At 60.6% G+C, this 15876-nt stretch carries 12 protein-coding genes and 1 pseudogene; 10 read left to right on the top strand and 3 right to left on the bottom strand.

The window, feature by feature from the left end:
* Positions 1-119: 119 nt before the first annotated feature.
* The 3 genes and pseudogenes from ACZ89E_RS30135 to gap form a co-directional block, all read right to left on the bottom strand.
* A pseudogene (locus tag ACZ89E_RS30135) lies at positions 120-1092 on the bottom strand (FecR family protein).
* A gap of 105 nt (positions 1093-1197) precedes the next feature.
* Positions 1198-1725 carry an RNA polymerase sigma factor gene (locus tag ACZ89E_RS30140; protein WP_149657860.1) on the bottom strand — a complete coding sequence of 176 codons (528 nt, stop codon included), beginning with the start codon at positions 1723-1725 and terminating at the stop codon, positions 1198-1200.
* A gap of 185 nt (positions 1726-1910) precedes the next feature.
* Positions 1911-2912, bottom strand: a complete 1002-nt coding sequence (gap, locus tag ACZ89E_RS30145; protein WP_054044940.1) for a type I glyceraldehyde-3-phosphate dehydrogenase — start codon at positions 2910-2912, stop codon at positions 1911-1913.
* A gap of 220 nt (positions 2913-3132) precedes the next feature.
* Between gap and edd the strand changes: the two genes are divergently transcribed.
* From edd to ACZ89E_RS30195, 10 genes are all read left to right on the top strand, one after another.
* The gene (edd, locus tag ACZ89E_RS30150; protein ID WP_123409258.1) at positions 3133-4959 is read left to right on the top strand and encodes a phosphogluconate dehydratase; all 1827 of its coding nucleotides are present in this window, start codon (positions 3133-3135) and stop codon (positions 4957-4959) included.
* On the top strand, positions 4956-5909 hold the full coding sequence (locus ACZ89E_RS30155; RefSeq protein ID WP_476256952.1) for a glucokinase: 954 nt from the start codon (positions 4956-4958) through the stop codon (positions 5907-5909). Before edd ends, ACZ89E_RS30155 begins: the two co-directional genes overlap by 4 nt.
* A 153-nt stretch (positions 5910-6062) precedes the next feature.
* Positions 6063-6794, top strand: a complete 732-nt coding sequence (locus tag ACZ89E_RS30160) for a response regulator (RefSeq protein ID WP_476256953.1) — start codon at positions 6063-6065, stop codon at positions 6792-6794.
* Positions 6784-8253, top strand: coding sequence for an ATP-binding protein (locus ACZ89E_RS30165; RefSeq protein WP_149657858.1), 1470 nt, complete (start codon positions 6784-6786; stop codon positions 8251-8253). Before ACZ89E_RS30160 ends, ACZ89E_RS30165 begins: the two co-directional genes overlap by 11 nt.
* Positions 8254-8514: 261 nt before the next feature.
* Positions 8515-9774: a D-mannose isomerase gene (locus tag ACZ89E_RS30170; protein WP_476256954.1), complete on the top strand. Its 1260-nt coding sequence runs from the start codon at positions 8515-8517 to the stop codon at positions 9772-9774.
* A gap of 117 nt (positions 9775-9891) precedes the next feature.
* The gene (locus tag ACZ89E_RS30175) at positions 9892-11193 is read left to right on the top strand and encodes an ABC transporter substrate-binding protein (protein WP_476256955.1); all 1302 of its coding nucleotides are present in this window, start codon (positions 9892-9894) and stop codon (positions 11191-11193) included.
* A gap of 106 nt (positions 11194-11299) precedes the next feature.
* The gene (locus ACZ89E_RS30180) at positions 11300-12208 is read left to right on the top strand and encodes a carbohydrate ABC transporter permease (RefSeq protein WP_054044927.1); all 909 of its coding nucleotides are present in this window, start codon (positions 11300-11302) and stop codon (positions 12206-12208) included.
* Positions 12201-13043 carry a carbohydrate ABC transporter permease gene (locus ACZ89E_RS30185; protein WP_133838062.1) on the top strand — a complete coding sequence of 281 codons (843 nt, stop codon included), beginning with the start codon at positions 12201-12203 and terminating at the stop codon, positions 13041-13043. Before ACZ89E_RS30180 ends, ACZ89E_RS30185 begins: the two co-directional genes overlap by 8 nt.
* Before the next feature lie 2 nt (positions 13044-13045).
* The gene (locus ACZ89E_RS30190; RefSeq protein ID WP_149657855.1) at positions 13046-14206 is read left to right on the top strand and encodes an ABC transporter ATP-binding protein; all 1161 of its coding nucleotides are present in this window, start codon (positions 13046-13048) and stop codon (positions 14204-14206) included.
* Between the two features lie 99 nt (positions 14207-14305).
* On the top strand, positions 14306-15655 hold the full coding sequence (locus ACZ89E_RS30195; RefSeq protein ID WP_149657854.1) for a carbohydrate porin: 1350 nt from the start codon (positions 14306-14308) through the stop codon (positions 15653-15655).
* Positions 15656-15876 lie beyond the last annotated feature (221 nt).

Consider the following 15876-nt stretch of genomic DNA (forward strand, 5'->3'; position numbering starts at 1 on the left):
TCAATTGCATTGGCTATAACGAGACGAACGAGCTTCAGCTATCGAGTAAAAATAATTCTCATCTAGGGGGCGTTCTCAATTAGTTTCCCCACCGCGGGGAAACTAATTGAGAACGCCCCCTAGTTCAAGATCACCAGCGCGGGAAATTCCTGAAGCCGGGCCGAGGTGATGTGAGCAAGGGAACGCACCACGTCCAACGGTTGGTCGAGCCGGTAATTGCCAGTGACGGCAGTCGGCAACGTCGGCCAACTGTTCGTTGTTGTTGATGATCCAGCCCGGGTAGTAGCGGCGCAGCTCCGCCAGCACCTGGCTCATCGGGCAGTTCTCGAACACCAGGCGGCCCTGGATCCACGCCAGGTCGGTGGCGGCATCGAGTTTGGCCGGGCGGTCGAAACCGTTGGGACCGATGCGGATGCTTTCGCCAGCGGTAAGCCGCACCCGTGCATCGTCACGGGTGGCGCGCAAATCCACATCGCCGCGTTGCACCCGAACCTGCGCCACGCCGTCGAGGTAACGCACGGCAAACGCGGTATCGCGCACGCTGGCCTTGACCGGGCCGACGTCGATTTCCAGGGCCTGGCCGCGATTGGCCGGCACCTCGAAAAACGCCTCTCCCTGATACAAACGGGCCACTCGCTGCTGATCGTTGATGGTGCTGGAAAACGCCGAGTTGGTATTGAGCAGGACTTTGGAACCGTCCTCCAGTTGCAGACGCTGGCGCTCGCCGACCACGGTCAGGTGATCGGCCTGCAGGCGCATCGGCAGGTTGCTGAAACTGAACAGACCAAGAATCAACACCGCCGCCGTGGCCAGGGGTTTCCAGTGCGGACGCAGGCGCGACAGCACGGTGATTTTCGGTGGTTGAGCGGCGAGGGTTTGCGCGCATTGGGTGACTAACGGCCCGTCCCAGATCGCTTGGGCCTTGGCGAACGCTTCGGCATGCAACGGATCGGCTGCGAGCCAATCGTGGAATTGTCGGGTTTGTTCTTCGCTCGGACTGCCCATGACGATCAACCAGTCCAAAGCCTGGTCCATCGCGTTTGCAGGGTCCCGCGCCGGGGAAGGCGCTGAGGAGCGGTGGGTGTCCGTCACGGGGTTTCCTCGGAAACAGCGGGTGGAGAAGTTTCAAGCTTCAAGCTTCAAGCCGCAAGCTGCAAGCTCGGTTTGGAGTTTAGCTTGTCGCTTGCAGCTTGCAGCTTATAGCTTGCTGCTGTTGCTGTGCCTTTCTGCAACACCGATGCAGATCGCCATGATCAGTTTCAGCTCCTTTTGCACGGTGCTCAACGACACGCCGAGCTTCTCGGAAATCTCCAGGTAGCTGTGCCCATGCAAGCGGCTGAGGATAAAGATCTGTTGCTGACGGTTGCTGAGTTCACCGAGGCTCACGTTCAAACGCTCCAGCAATTGTTCGGCATGGGCGGCGTCCTCGGCGCTGCTGGCGGGGGCGGCGATGCTTTCCACCACGTCCAGCGGAACGTCATCGAGCATGGTCCGCGACTGGATGCGCCGCGCACGCAAATGATCCAGCGCCAGGTTGCGGGCGGTCTGGAAGACGAAGGGTTCGAGGTGATCGATGGCCCGCTCACTGAGCGCCCGGGTCACGCGCAGGTAGGTTTCCTGCAGCAGGTCTTCGGCGGTGCTGTGATTGTTGACCATCCGCTCCAGCGTGCGCAGCAGGGAAACCCGCTGGGCGATGAAGACGTGATTGAAACGCGATTGACTCACGGGAGGACCTGATCCATTTCGAGCGAATGATAATGCTTATCATCCACCTGGGTGGTCAAGTGTTGATTTGTAGGCGTAGAGAAACTGTAGGAGCGAGGCTTGCCCGCGAAAGCGGTGTGTCAGGCACGTTGATCACTGACACACCGCCTTCGCGGGCAAGCCTCGCGCCTACAGGTATTGCGGGGTTACTCGGCGTTGCAGAGCGCCAGGCAGTTATCCAGCATGCGGTTGGAGAAGCCCCATTCGTTGTCGTACCAGGCCAGAACCTTGAGCAGCTTGCCGCTGGACTTGGTGTGGTTGGCGTCAAAGATCGACGACAGCGGGTTGTGGTTGAAGTCGCTGGAGACCAGCGGCAGGGTGTTGTAGCCGAGGATCTTGGAGTGCTGCGCGGCTTCTTTGAGCAGCGCATTCACTTCATCGGCCGACGCTTCGCGCTTGAGCTGCACGGTCAGGTCCACCAGCGACACGTTGATCACCGGAACCCGCACCGCCATGCCAGTCAGCTTGCCCGCCAGTTCCGGCAGTACCAGACCGACCGCTTCAGCGGCGCCGGTCTTGCTCGGGATCATGTTCTGGGTGGCCGAACGGGCGCGGTACGGGTCGGTGTGGTAGACGTCGGTCAGGTTCTGGTCGTTGGTGTAGGCATGGATCGTGGTCATCAGACCGCTTTCGATGCCCAACTCGCGGTGCAGCACCTGGGCCACCGGGGCCAGGCAGTTGGTGGTGCACGAGGCGTTGGAAATAATCTGGTGCGACTGGCGCAGAATGTCGTGGTTAACACCATAAACGACGGTGGCGTCGGCGCCTTTGGCCGGGGCCGAGATGATCACCTTGCGTGCGCCGGCCGTAATATGCGCGGCGGCTTTGGCCCGGTCGGTGAACAGACCGGTGCATTCGAAGACCACGTCGATTTTTTCGGCCGCCCATGGCAGTTCGGCCGGGTTGCGAATCGCGCTGACCGAAATGCGGTCGCCGTTGACGGTCAGGCTTTCGTTATCGTGCTGGACATCGGCGTCGAAAGTGCCGTGAACGGTGTCGTACTTGAGCAGATGAGCGTTGATCGAGCTGTCACCCAGGTCATTGATCGCGACGATCTGCAAATCCTGGCGGTAGCCTTGGGTATACAGTGCGCGCAGGACATTACGGCCAATACGGCCAAAACCATTGATTGCGATTCGAAGAGTCATTTAACTGGGTCGCCGTCGATTTGTTGTTGGAATTACAAGATTATTCGCATAAAAATAGAAAACAAGCCTTTTTAATGGCAATATTTTGTTCAATCTACAACGAGTGACCTGAATCAACTGGTCCGATCGATCAAGAAAGCCGCCCGTCACCCCATCGACAACGGCCCTTGATCAGCATAGACAATCAGGTCGCCACATCCGTTAGCCTGGAGTTCTACACATGCATCCCCGCGTCCTTGAGGTCACCGAACGACTTATCGCCCGTAGCCGAGCTACTCGTGAGGCTTACCTTGCGCTGATTCGCGGCGCCGCCACTGACGGTCCGATGCGCGGCAAGCTGCAATGCGCCAACTTCGCCCATGGCGTGGCCGGTTGCGGCACCGACGACAAGAACAGCCTGCGGATGATGAACTCCGCGAACATCGCAATTGTTTCTTCATATAACGACATGCTCTCGGCGCATCAGCCGTACGAAGTCTTCCCTGAACAAATCAAAAAAGCCCTGCGTGAAATTGGCTCGGTCGGCCAGTTCGCTGGCGGCACGCCGGCCATGTGCGATGGCGTGACCCAGGGCGAGCCCGGCATGGAACTGAGCCTGCCGAGCCGTGAAGTGATCGCGATGTCCACCGCCGTGGCGCTGTCCCATAACATGTTCGACGGCGCGCTGATGCTCGGCATCTGCGACAAGATCGTGCCGGGCCTGATGATGGGCGCGCTGCGTTTCGGTCATCTGCCGACGATCTTTGTGCCGGGCGGGCCGATGGTCTCGGGCATTTCCAACAAGCAGAAAGCCGATGTGCGCCAGCGCTACGCCGAAGGCAAGGCCAGCCGCGAAGAGCTGCTGGAATCGGAAATGAATTCCTACCACAGCCCTGGCACCTGCACCTTCTACGGCACCGCCAACACCAACCAGCTGCTGATGGAAGTCATGGGCTTGCACTTGCCGGGCGCGTCTTTCGTCAACCCGAACACCCCGTTGCGCGAGGCCCTGACCCGCGAGGCTGCGCATCAGGTCACGCGCCTGACCAAGCAGAACGGCGACTTCATGCCGATCGGCGAAATCGTCGACGAGCGCTCGCTGGTCAACTCCATCGTGGCGCTGCACGCCACCGGCGGCTCGACCAACCACACCTTGCACATGCCGGCCATCGCCATGGCGGCGGGCATTCAACTGACCTGGCAGGACATGGCCGACCTCTCCGAAGTCGTGCCGACCCTGAGCCACGTCTACCCGAACGGCAAGGCCGACATCAACCACTTCCAGGCTGCCGGCGGCATGTCGTTCCTGATCCGCGAACTGCTGGAAGCCGGGCTGCTCCACGAAAACGTCAACACCGTGCTCGGTCATGGCCTGAGCCGCTACACCGTGGAACCGTTTCTCGATAACGGCGAACTGGTCTGGCGCGAAGGCCCGATCGAGAGCCTCGACGAAACCATCCTGCGTCCGGTGGCCCGCGCGTTCTCCCAAGAGGGCGGTTTGCGGGTGATGGAAGGCAACCTCGGGCGCGGCGTGATGAAAGTCTCGGCCGTGGCGTTGGAAAACCAGATTGTCGAAGCACCGGCCATGGTGTTCCAGGATCAGCAGGACCTGGCCGATGCGTTCAAGGCCGGTCTGCTGGAGAAGGATTTTGTCGCGGTGATGCGCTTCCAGGGCCCGCGTTCCAACGGCATGCCGGAACTGCACAAGATGACGCCGTTCCTCGGCGTGCTGCAGGATCGCGGCTTCAAAGTCGCGCTGGTGACCGACGGGCGGATGTCCGGCGCCTCGGGAAAAATCCCGGCGGCGATCCACGTCAGCCCCGAAGCATTTGTGGGCGGCGCTTTGGCGCGGGTGCAAGAGGGCGATATCATCCGCGTCGATGGCGTCAAAGGCACCCTGGAGCTTAAGGTGGACGCCGAAGAATTCGCAGCGCGCACCCCGGCCAAGGGTTTGTTGGGTAACAACATCGGCAGCGGGCGCGAGCTGTTTGGTTTCATGCGCATGGCCTTCAGCTCCGCAGAGCAGGGCGCCAGCGCCTTCACTTCTGCCCTGGAGACGCTTAATTGAAACTGGCTTTGGTCGGTGACATCGGTGGGACCAACGCACGTTTCGCGTTGTGGAAAAACCAGCAGCTGGAGTCGATCCAGGTGCTGGCGACAGCGGATCACGCCAGCCCGGAGGAGGCCATTGGCGTCTACCTCAGCGGCTTGGGGCTGAAGCCGGGCGACATCGGTTCGGTGTGCCTGTCGGTGGCCGGTCCCGTGAGCGGCGACGAATTCAAGTTCACCAACAACCATTGGCGCCTGAGCCGCCAGGCGTTCTGCCAGACCTTGCAAGTGGATCGACTGCTGCTGGTCAACGATTTCTCGGCCATGGCCCTGGGCATGACCCGTTTGCAGCCGGACGAGTTTCGGGTGGTCTGCGCAGGCACGCCGGAACCGTTGCGCCCGGCGGTGGTGATCGGCCCTGGCACAGGCCTGGGCGTCGGCACTTTGCTCGATCTGGGCGAAGGCCGGTTTGCCGCGTTGCCGGGGGAGGGCGGTCACGTCGATCTGCCGCTGAGCAGCCCGCGCGAGACGCAATTGTGGCAACACATCTTCAACGAGATCGGGCATGTCAGCGCTGAAACCGCGTTGAGTGGCAGCGGCTTGCCGCGGGTCTATCGGGCGATTTGTGCGGTGGATGGCCATGAGCCGCAGTACCACACCCCCGAAGCCATTACGGCGGCAGGCTTGGCCGGTGACCCGGTCGCGCTGGAAGTGCTGGAGCAGTTCTGCTGCTGGCTCGGTCGCGTGGCGGGTAACAACGTGCTGACCACCGGTGGGCGTGGCGGCGTGTACATCGTCGGCGGCGTGATTCCGCGGTTTGCCGATTTCTTTGTTGAAAGCGGTTTCGCCCGATGCTTCGCCGACAAGGGTTGCATGAGCGATTACTTCAAAGGCATCCCGGTGTGGTTGGTGACGGCGCCGTATTCCGGGCTGATGGGCGCGGGTGTGGCGCTCGACCAGGCACATTAATCATCGTTCCCACGCTCTGCGTGGGAATGCAGCCCGTGACGCTCCGCGTCACTGGACGCGGAGCGTCCCTAGAGGCATTCCCACGCAGAGCGTGGGAACGATCGAACGATCAGGCATAATCCGCCCAATTCAAACAACAAGGATGCCGCCCCTGTGACCTCAGTCAACAAGTCGATTTTGTTGGTCGATGACGATCAAGAGATACGCGAGTTGCTGGACACCTACCTGACCCGCGCAGGTTTTCAGGTGCGCACCACGCCGGACGGCGCCGGCTTTCGCCAGGCGATGAACGACGCGCCGAGCGATCTGGTGATCCTTGATGTGATGCTGCCGGACGAAGACGGCTTCAGCCTGTGCCGCTGGATTCGCCAGCACCCGCGCCAGGCCCAGGTGCCGATCATCATGCTCACCGCCAGCTCCGACGAAGCCGACCGCGTGATCGGCCTGGAACTCGGTGCTGACGACTACCTGGGCAAACCCTTCAGCCCCCGCGAATTGCAGGCGCGGATCAAGGCCTTGTTGCGCCGCGCCCAGTTCGGTCAGGAACGTTCCGGCAGTGAAGTGCTGGCCTTCGATGACTGGCGCCTGGACATGGTGAGTCATCGGCTGTTCCACATCGATGGCGAAGAAGTGATTCTCTCCGGTGCCGACTTCGCGCTGCTGAAACTGTTCCTCGATCATCCCCAGGAAATCCTCGACCGCGACACCATCGGCAACGCCACCCGTGGCCGCGACTTGATGCCGCTGGATCGCATCGTCGACATGGCCGTCAGCCGTTTGCGTCAGCGCCTGCGCGACACTGAAAAACCGCCGCGATTGATTCGTACCGTGCGGGGCAGTGGCTACCAACTGGCCGCCAACGTGGTCGCCAGCAATGGCCACTGAGTTCCTGCGTCGGCTTGCCGCCAAAGTGCCGGTGCCCCGCTCGTTGCTCGGGCGGATGTTGCTGCTGACCCTGTTGGTGGTGTTGTTCGCCCAGGCGCTGTCGAGCGTGATCTGGGTTTCGCAACTGCGCGCGACCCAGCTCGAAGGCCTGGTCACCAGCGCCCGCAGCCTGGCCCATTCAATGACCGCCAGCGTCAGCTATTTCCGCTCGTTGCCCGTCGCCTTTCGGCCCTTGGTGCTCGACCAGTTGCGCAGCATGGGCGGCACCCGGTTCGTGGTGACCCTCAATGACAAACCGCTGGGTATGGAAGTACTGCCGATCACCCCACGCAAAGCGGCGGTGCTCAAAGCGGTGGACGAAGTGCTGCGCGAATCCCTGGGCCATGACGCGGATATCTCGGTGACCTTCGTCAGCCCCGAAGACCTGCGGATCTTCAACAGCGGGTTGAAACTCGATGAATTGCCGCGCTCCTGGGCGCATTACGCGTTGACCCTGGAGCCGGTGAACCCGCCGGTGCTGGTCACGCAAATCCAGATGGCGCCGGGGGAATGGCTGTACATCGCCTCGTTGCTGCCCGAGCCCTACACCAGCCTTGAAGAGCAGGGCCTGCCGGCGCAGCAGGTGTGGTTTATCGTGCTCACCAGCGGCTTTTTGCTGTTGTTTATCGGCTTGCTGGTGCACTGGCAAAGTCGTCCGCTCAAGCGTTTGGCCCGGGCGGCGCGGGACATGTCCCTCGGTGCCGAAGTCGAGCCGGTGCCCGAGGGTGGCGGCAGCGAGGTTGTCGAAGTGGGTCGCGCCTTCAACGCGATGCGCGAACGGATCAGCCGCTACCTGACCGAGCGCAGCCAGTTGTTCAGCGCCATCTCCCACGACCTGCGCACGCCGATTACCCGGCTGCGGCTGCGGGTCGAATTGCTCGAAGACGAAAAGCTGCAAGCCAAGTTCGGCCGCGATCTGGATGAGCTGGAGCTGCTGGTCAAAGGCGCGCTGCAATGCGTGAAAGACACTGACATCCACGAAAACATCGAGCTGGTGGACCTCAATCACGTGCTCGACTGCCTGGTGGAGCCGTACCTGGCGCCCAACGGCAATGGTCGCGTGACCCAACAGGGGCGGGCATTTGCCGCGTATCCGGGCAAACCCCTGGCGCTCAAGCGCTGCATCGGCAACCTGATCGACAACGCCTTGAAGTACGGGCAAAACGCGCACCTGCATATCGACGATGACCAGAGTGCATTCATCCTGCACGTGGACGATGAAGGGCCGGGCGTGCCGGAGCAGCGGATGGAGCAGGTGTTTGAACCGCACTTCCGCTTGTCTGGCCAGCAGCAGGGGTATGGGTTGGGGTTGGGGATTGCGCGCAATATCGCGCATAGCCATGGCGGTGAGGTCAGCCTGCAAAATCTTCGTGAGGGTGGGTTGCGGGTGACGTTGCAGTTGCCGCGCAGTATTGATTAAACCTGTGGCGAGGGGGCTTGCCCCCGTTGGAGTGCGAAGCGCTCCCAATACAGTCACTGCGGTTTACCTGAAGAAATGAAGTGGCAGTTTTACGACTGCTTCGCAGCCGAACGGGGGCAAGCCCCCTCGCCACAGTCATCACTCTCCGCAGAGTTGGATGAATGTCACAACCCGGTGACAAAACCCGCCCCCTTCGTTACCTGCCGCACCTTGACCGTTGTTTAGACTGCCCTCCAGTCATAACAACAAAAAAGGTACCCCATGGACACCTTCCAACCGGCCTTCAGCAGTTGGCTGAACGCGCCTGCCCACCAGCAATGGCTCGCCGCCGAAGGCCTGCGCCTGCTGGCGTTCGCCAAGGCTTCGAAGCTTCCCGAAGGCTTCGGTAATCTCGATGAAAGAGGCCAGCTCCCGGCCAGTGCGCAAGCCGAAACCATGAACACCGCGCGCATGACCCACAGCTTCGCCATGGCGCATATCCAGGGCCTGCCGGGGTTTGCCGAGTTGGTGGATCACGGCGTCCAGGCCCTCAACGGCCCGTTGAAAGATGCTAAACACGGCGGCTGGTTCGCCACAGCCCAGCATCGTGACGACAACACCGGCAAAGCCGCGTACCTGCACGCCTTCGTCGCCCTGGCTGCCAGTTCTGCGGTGGTCGCCCAACGCCCCGGCGCCCAAGCCTTGCTCGACGATGCCATCCACATCATCGACACGCATTTCTGGAGCGAGGAGGAGGGCGCGATGCGCGAATCCTTCAATCGCGACTGGAGCTGCGAGGAAGCCTATCGCGGCGCCAACAGCAATATGCACGCCACCGAAGCCTTTCTCGCGCTGGCGGATGTCACCGACGACCACCGCTGGCTGGTTCGCGCGCAACGCATCGTCGAGCGCGTCATCCACGGTCACGCCGCCGCTAACGATTACCTGGTGGTCGAGCATTTCGATCGCGACTGGCAACCGTTGCGCGGGTACAACCACGACAACCCGGCCGACGGTTTCCGCCCTTACGGCACCACGCCAGGACACGGTTTCGAATGGGCGCGGCTGTTGCTGCACCTCGAAGCGGCGCGGGTGCAGGCCGGGATGCTCACGCCGGGTTGGCTGGCGACCGATGCGCAAAAACTCTTCGATCACAACTGCCGCCACGGCTGGAACATCGATGGCTTGCCGGGGATTGTCTACACCCTGGATTGGGACAACCGCGCCGTGGTTCGCCACCGTTTGCACTGGACTCATTGCGAAGCCAGCGCCGCTGCCAGTGCGTTACTTAAACGTACCGGCGATGCGCAATACGAAACCTGGTACCGACTGTTCTGGGAATTTTGTGACAACCATTTCATCGACCGTTGCGATGGCAGTTGGCACCATGAACTGGACCCGCAAAACCGCCCGAGTGCCGATATCTGGGGCGGCAAGCCGGATCTGTATCACGCCTGGCAAGCTGTTCTGATTCCGCGCCTGCCCTTGGCGCCGAGCATGGCAACGGCCTTGGGGCAGTTGTCCCAGAGCGTTCCTGTGTAACCATGTGGTGACATTCAAGCGTCCCTTCGTTACCTGCGAGGGGATAACTCCTGTTTAAAATCCTATGCAGCGCAAGCACCAGACTTGCATGCATAACAACAAGAAAGGTAATTCTAGATGAATGCGATTTCTCGCCTCGCTACTGTCATTTCTCTTGCCTCATTGCTTCCTATCTCTGCATTCCCTGTCAGTGCGCTTGCCGCCGAATCCAAAGGTTCGGTAGAAGTCGTTCACTGGTGGACGTCCGGTGGCGAAAAAGCGGCCGTTGATGTGCTCAAGGCCCAAGTCGAAAAAGACGGCTTCACCTGGAAAGACGGCGCCGTCGCCGGTGGTGGCGGTGCGACTGCCATGACCGTGCTGAAAAGCCGCGCCGTGGCCGGTAACCCGCCAGGCGTCGCGCAGATCAAGGGTCCGGACATCCAGGAATGGGCATCCACCGGCCTGCTCGACACCGACGTGTTGAAAGACACCGCCAAGTCGGAAAAGTGGGACAGCCTGCTCGACAAGAAAGTCTCCGATACCGTGAAGTACGACGGTGACTACGTGGCCGTGCCGGTGAACATTCACCGCGTGAACTGGCTGTGGATCAACCCGGAAGTCTTCAAGAAAGCCGGGATCGAAAAAGCCCCGACCACCCTCGACGAATTCTACGCCGCGGGCGACAAGCTCAAGAAAGCAGGCTTCATCGCCCTGGCCCACGGCGGCCAGCCTTGGCAGGACAGCACCGTGTTCGAAGCCGTAGTGCTTTCGGTCATGGGCGCCGACGGTTACAAGAAAGCCCTGGTCGACCTGGACAACGCGGCACTGACCGGACCTGAAATGGTCAAGTCGCTGACCGAGCTGAAGAAAGTCGCGACCTACATGGACGTCGACGGCAAAGGCCAGGACTGGAACCTGGAAGCGGCCAAGGTCATCAACGGCAAGGCCGGCATGCAGATCATGGGTGACTGGGCCAAGAGCGAATGGACCGCAGCCAAGAAAGTCGCCGGCAAGGACTACCAGTGCGTAGCCTTCCCGGGCACCGAAAAGGCCTTCACCTACAACATCGACTCCCTGGCGGTGTTCAAGCAGAAAGACAAGGGCACGGCTGCCGCGCAGCAGGACATTGCCAAGGTCGTGCTGGGTGAGAACTTCCAGAAAGTCTTCAGCATCAACAAAGGCTCGATCCCGGTTCGAAACGACATGCTCCACGAAATGGACAAGCTCGGCTTCGACTCCTGCGCCCAGACTGCGGCCAAGGACTTCCTGGCGGACGCCAAGTCCGGCGGCCTGCAACCGAGCATGGCGCACAACATGGCGACCACGCTGGCGGTACAGGGTGCGTTCTTTGATGTCGTGACCAACTTCATCAACGATCCGAAAGCCGATCCGGCCGATGCCGCCAAGAAACTCGGCGCAGCGGTCAAGTCTGCCAAGTAGGTATCAGCGGCAAGCTGCGAGCTACAAGCTGCAAGTGAGGTCTGCTTGTCTTGCAGCTTGCCGCTCATAACTGCCTTCAACTTCTCTTCCCGTACTGGATCTTCCCATGAGTTCTGTTGCTGTGTTCAGCAAGGCCTCGCCGTTCGATGCATTGCAGCGCTGGCTCCCTAAACTGGTGCTGGCGCCCAGCATGTTCATCGTCCTGGTGGGCTTCTATGGCTATATCCTCTGGACGTTCGTGCTGTCGTTCACGACTTCGACCTTCCTGCCGACTTACAAGTGGGCGGGCCTGGCGCAATACCAACGGCTGTTCGACAACGACCGTTGGTGGGTAGCGAGCAAGAACCTGGCGGTATTCGGCGGCATGTTTATCGGCATCACGCTGGTGATCGGTGTGCTGCTGGCGGTGTTCCTCGACCAGCGCATTCGTCGCGAAGGCTTCATCCGCACCATTTACCTGTACCCGATGGCGCTCTCGATGATCGTGACCGGTACCGCATGGAAATGGCTGCTCAACCCGGGCATGGGCCTGGACAAATTGTTGCGTGACTGGGGTTGGGAAGGCTTCCGCCTGGACTGGCTGATCGACCCGGATCGCGTGGTGTATTGCCTGGTGATCGCTGCTGTCTGGCAAGCCTCGGGTTTTATCATGGCGATGTTCCTTGCCGGCCTGCGTGGGGTTGATCAATCGATCATCCGCGCCGCCCAGATCGATGGCGCGAGCATGCCGCGTATCTACCTCAAAGTGGTGTTGCCAAGCCTGCGTCCGGTGTTCTTCAGTGCCGTGATGATCCTCGCTCACATCGCGATCAAGAGCTTCGACCTGGTCGCGGCCATGACCGCCGGTGGCCCGGGGTATTCCTCCGACCTGCCAGCGATGTTCATGTATTCCTTCACCTTCAGCCGCGGCCAGATGGGCATGGGTTCGGCCAGTGCAATCCTGATGCTCGGTGCGATTCTCGCAATCATCGTGCCTTACCTGTACTCCGAGCTGAGGACCAAGCGCCATGACTAGTTTCGCCAAACCTTCCATCAGCCTGAGTCGCATCGCGATCTACGCCGTGCTGATCCTCGCGGTGTTCCTGTACCTGATTCCGCTGGTGGTCATGCTGTTGACCAGCTTCAAGACCCCGGAAGACATCAACTCCGGCAACCTGCTGAGCTGGCCGACCGTGGTCAGCGGCATTGGCTGGGTCAAGGCCTGGGGCACGGTTGACGGGTACTTCTGGAACTCGATCAAGATCACCGTTCCGGCGGTACTGATCTCCACTGCGATCGGTGCGTTGAACGGCTACGTGCTGTCGATGTGGCGCTTCCGTGGCTCGCAACTGTTCTTCGGTTTGCTGCTGTTCGGCTGCTTCCTGCCGTTCCAGACCGTGCTGCTGCCGGCCTCGTTCACCCTCGGCAAGATGGGCCTGGCGAGTACCACCACGGGCCTTGTGTTCGTGCACGTGGTCTACGGCCTGGCGTTCACCACGCTGTTTTTCCGCAACTACTACGTCAGCGTGCCCGATGCGCTGGTGAAGGCCGCGCGGCTCGATGGCGCGGGTTTCTTCACCATCTTCCGGCTGATCATCCTGCCGATGTCCACCCCGATCATCATGGTCTGCCTGATCTGGCAGTTCACTCAGATCTGGAACGACTTCCTGTTCGGCGTGGTGTTCTCCAGCGGTGATTCGCAACCCATCACAGTAGCGCTGAACAACTTGGTCAACACCAGTACCGGGGCCAAGGAATACAACGTTGATATGGCGGCGGCGATGATCGCCGGGCTGCCGACCCTGCTGGTCTATGTGGTCGCAGGCAAGTATTTCGTGCGCGGGCTGACGGCCGGCGCAGTCAAGGGGTAATCATGGCTACGCTCGAACTTCGCAATGTAAACAAGACTTACGGTCCCGGCCTGCCGGACACCCTGAAGAACATCGAACTGTCGATCAAGGACGGTGAGTTCCTGATCCTGGTCGGACCTTCGGGTTGCGGCAAGTCGACCCTGATGAATTGCATCGCCGGCCTGGAAACCATCACCGGCGGCGCGATCATGATCGATGACCAGGACGTCAGCGGCATGAGCCCGAAAGACCGGGACATCGCCATGGTGTTCCAGTCCTACGCGCTGTACCCGACCATGAGCGTGCGCGAGAACATCGCCTTCGGCTTGAAGATCCGCAAAATGCCCGCTGCCGACATCGAAACGGAAGTGGCGCGGGTGTCCAAGCTGCTGCAGATCGAACACCTGCTCAACCGCAAGCCCGGCCAGCTCTCCGGTGGCCAGCAACAGCGCGTGGCCATGGGCCGTGCCCTGGCGCGTCGGCCGAAGATCTACCTGTTCGACGAACCGCTGTCCAACCTCGACGCCAAGCTGCGGGTCGAGATGCGTACCGAAATGAAACTGATGCACCAGCGCCTGAAAACCACCACGGTCTACGTGACCCACGACCAGATCGAAGCGATGACCCTGGGCGACAAAGTGGCGGTGATGAAGGACGGGATCATTCAGCAGTTCGGCACGCCGAAAGACATCTACAACAACCCGGCCAACCTGTTCGTGGCGAGCTTCATCGGCTCGCCGCCGATGAACTTCATCCCGCTGCGCTTGCAGCGCAAGGACGGTCGTCTGGTGGCGCTGCTCGACAGCGGCCAGGCCCGTTGTGAATTGCCAATGGGCATGCAGGACGCTGGTCTCGAAGATCGCGAAGTGATCCTCGGCCTGCGCCCGGAACAGATCGTACTGGCCAACGGCGAACCGAACGGTTTGCCGACCATTCGCGCCGAAGTCCAGGTCACCGAACCGACCGGCCCGGACACCCTGGTGTTCGTCAGCCTGAACGAAACCAAGGTCTGCTGCCGTTTGGCGCCAGACGTAGCGCCGGGCGTGGGCGAGACCCTGACCCTGCAATTCGATCCATCGAAAGTGTTGCTGTTCGATGCCAAGACCGGGGAGCGCCTGGGGGTTGCGGGTGTGGCGAAGACCGAAGCATCGGTTGGCAACATCGCGCAATTCAAAGGCCGGTAAAGATCAAAGGGGATACGCGGCGAATGGGGACATTCGCCGCAATCTATGTAAACCGCGTTAGATAAAAACAGTTAATAACAATAAAACGAGGATGTAGGGATGAAGAAGAAGAACAACGCTCAGCTTATCTGCCAACTGTCAGCTGTTGCGGCGGCAATGACCCTGGTCGGTAGCGTTCACGCGGCTGACGCGTTCAGCGCCGATTCCCAGTGGATGACCGGGGATTGGGGTGGTGAGCGGACCAAGCTGATCGAGCAGGGTATCGACATCAAGATGGACTACGTCGGCGAAGTCGGCGGCAACCTCCACGGTGGCTACAACAACGACAAGACCGCGCGTTACGCCGACCAGTTTGGCCTGGGCGTCGCGTTGGACCTGCAAAAGCTCTGGGGCTGGGATAACACCCAGGCGAAGATCCAGTTCACCAACCGTAACGGTGAAAACATCTCCAACGACCGTGTCGGCGACCCGCGTGCCGGCACCTTGAGTTCTTCGCAAGAAGTTTACGGTCGTGGCCACATGGTCCGTCTGACCCAGTTGTGGATCAAACACCAGTTCCTCGACGGCAAACTGGACGTCAAGGCCGGTTACTTCGGCGAAGGCGAAGACTTCAACACCTTCCCGTGCGAGTTCCAGAACCTGGCGTTCTGCGGTTCCCAGGTGGGTAACTGGGCCACCAACATCTGGTACAACTGGCCAGTCAGCCAGGCCGCCCTGCGCGTGAAGTACAACATTTCGCCTGAGTTCTATGCGCAGATCGGCGCGTACAACCAGAACCCGTCGCAGCTGGAACACGGTAACGGCTTCAAGCTCAGCGGCAGTGGTACAGCGGGCACCGTTATCCCGGTCGAACTGGTCTGGTTGCCTAACCCGAATAACCTGCCGGGCGAATACCGCGTCGGTTACTACAAAAGCACCGCCAAGGCTGATGACGTTCGCGAAGACGTCAACGGTGATGATGCCGCCACCAGCGGTAACGCCTATCGCAGCCACAGCAGCAAATCCGGCTACTGGTTCGTTGCGCAGCAACAACTCACCACCCACAACGGTGACGCGTCCCGCGGTCTGAACATCGCCGCCAACGCCACGTTCCACGACAAGGACACCAACATCGTCGACAACTACCAGTCGCTGATGTTTGTGTACAAAGGCCCGTTTGATGCACGTCCCAAAGATGACGTCGGCATCGGCGCTGCCCGTATCCATGTCAACGACGACGTGAAGAAAAACGCCGAACTGGTCAACGCTTCCAATGGTGTCAGCGACTACCAGGATCCGCTGTTCGCCCCCCTGCGCAGCACCGAGTACAACTACGAAATCAACTACGGCTTCCACGTTACCAACTGGCTGACCGTGCGTCCTAACCTGCAATACATCACTCACCCGGGCGGTGTTGATGAAGTCGACAACGCGCTGGTCGCCGGTCTGAAAATTCAGTCGGTGTTCTAACGCTGTTGCGATAAGCTCCTCTCCAAGTGCGCATATTTGCGGATGGCCAAGGCTATCCGCTTTTTTTTGTGCAGGGTCAATGAAGGACCTGTGGCGAGGGCGCTTGTTGTGGCGAGGGAGTTTGCTGTGGCGAGGGAGCTTGCTCCCGCCGGGCTGCGAAGCAGCCCTTAACCAGTCACCAGTCACCAGCCACCACAGTGTTTCAGGCAAACCGCATTCCC

It is taken from the genome of Pseudomonas sp. TE3899 (assembly GCF_056279105.1).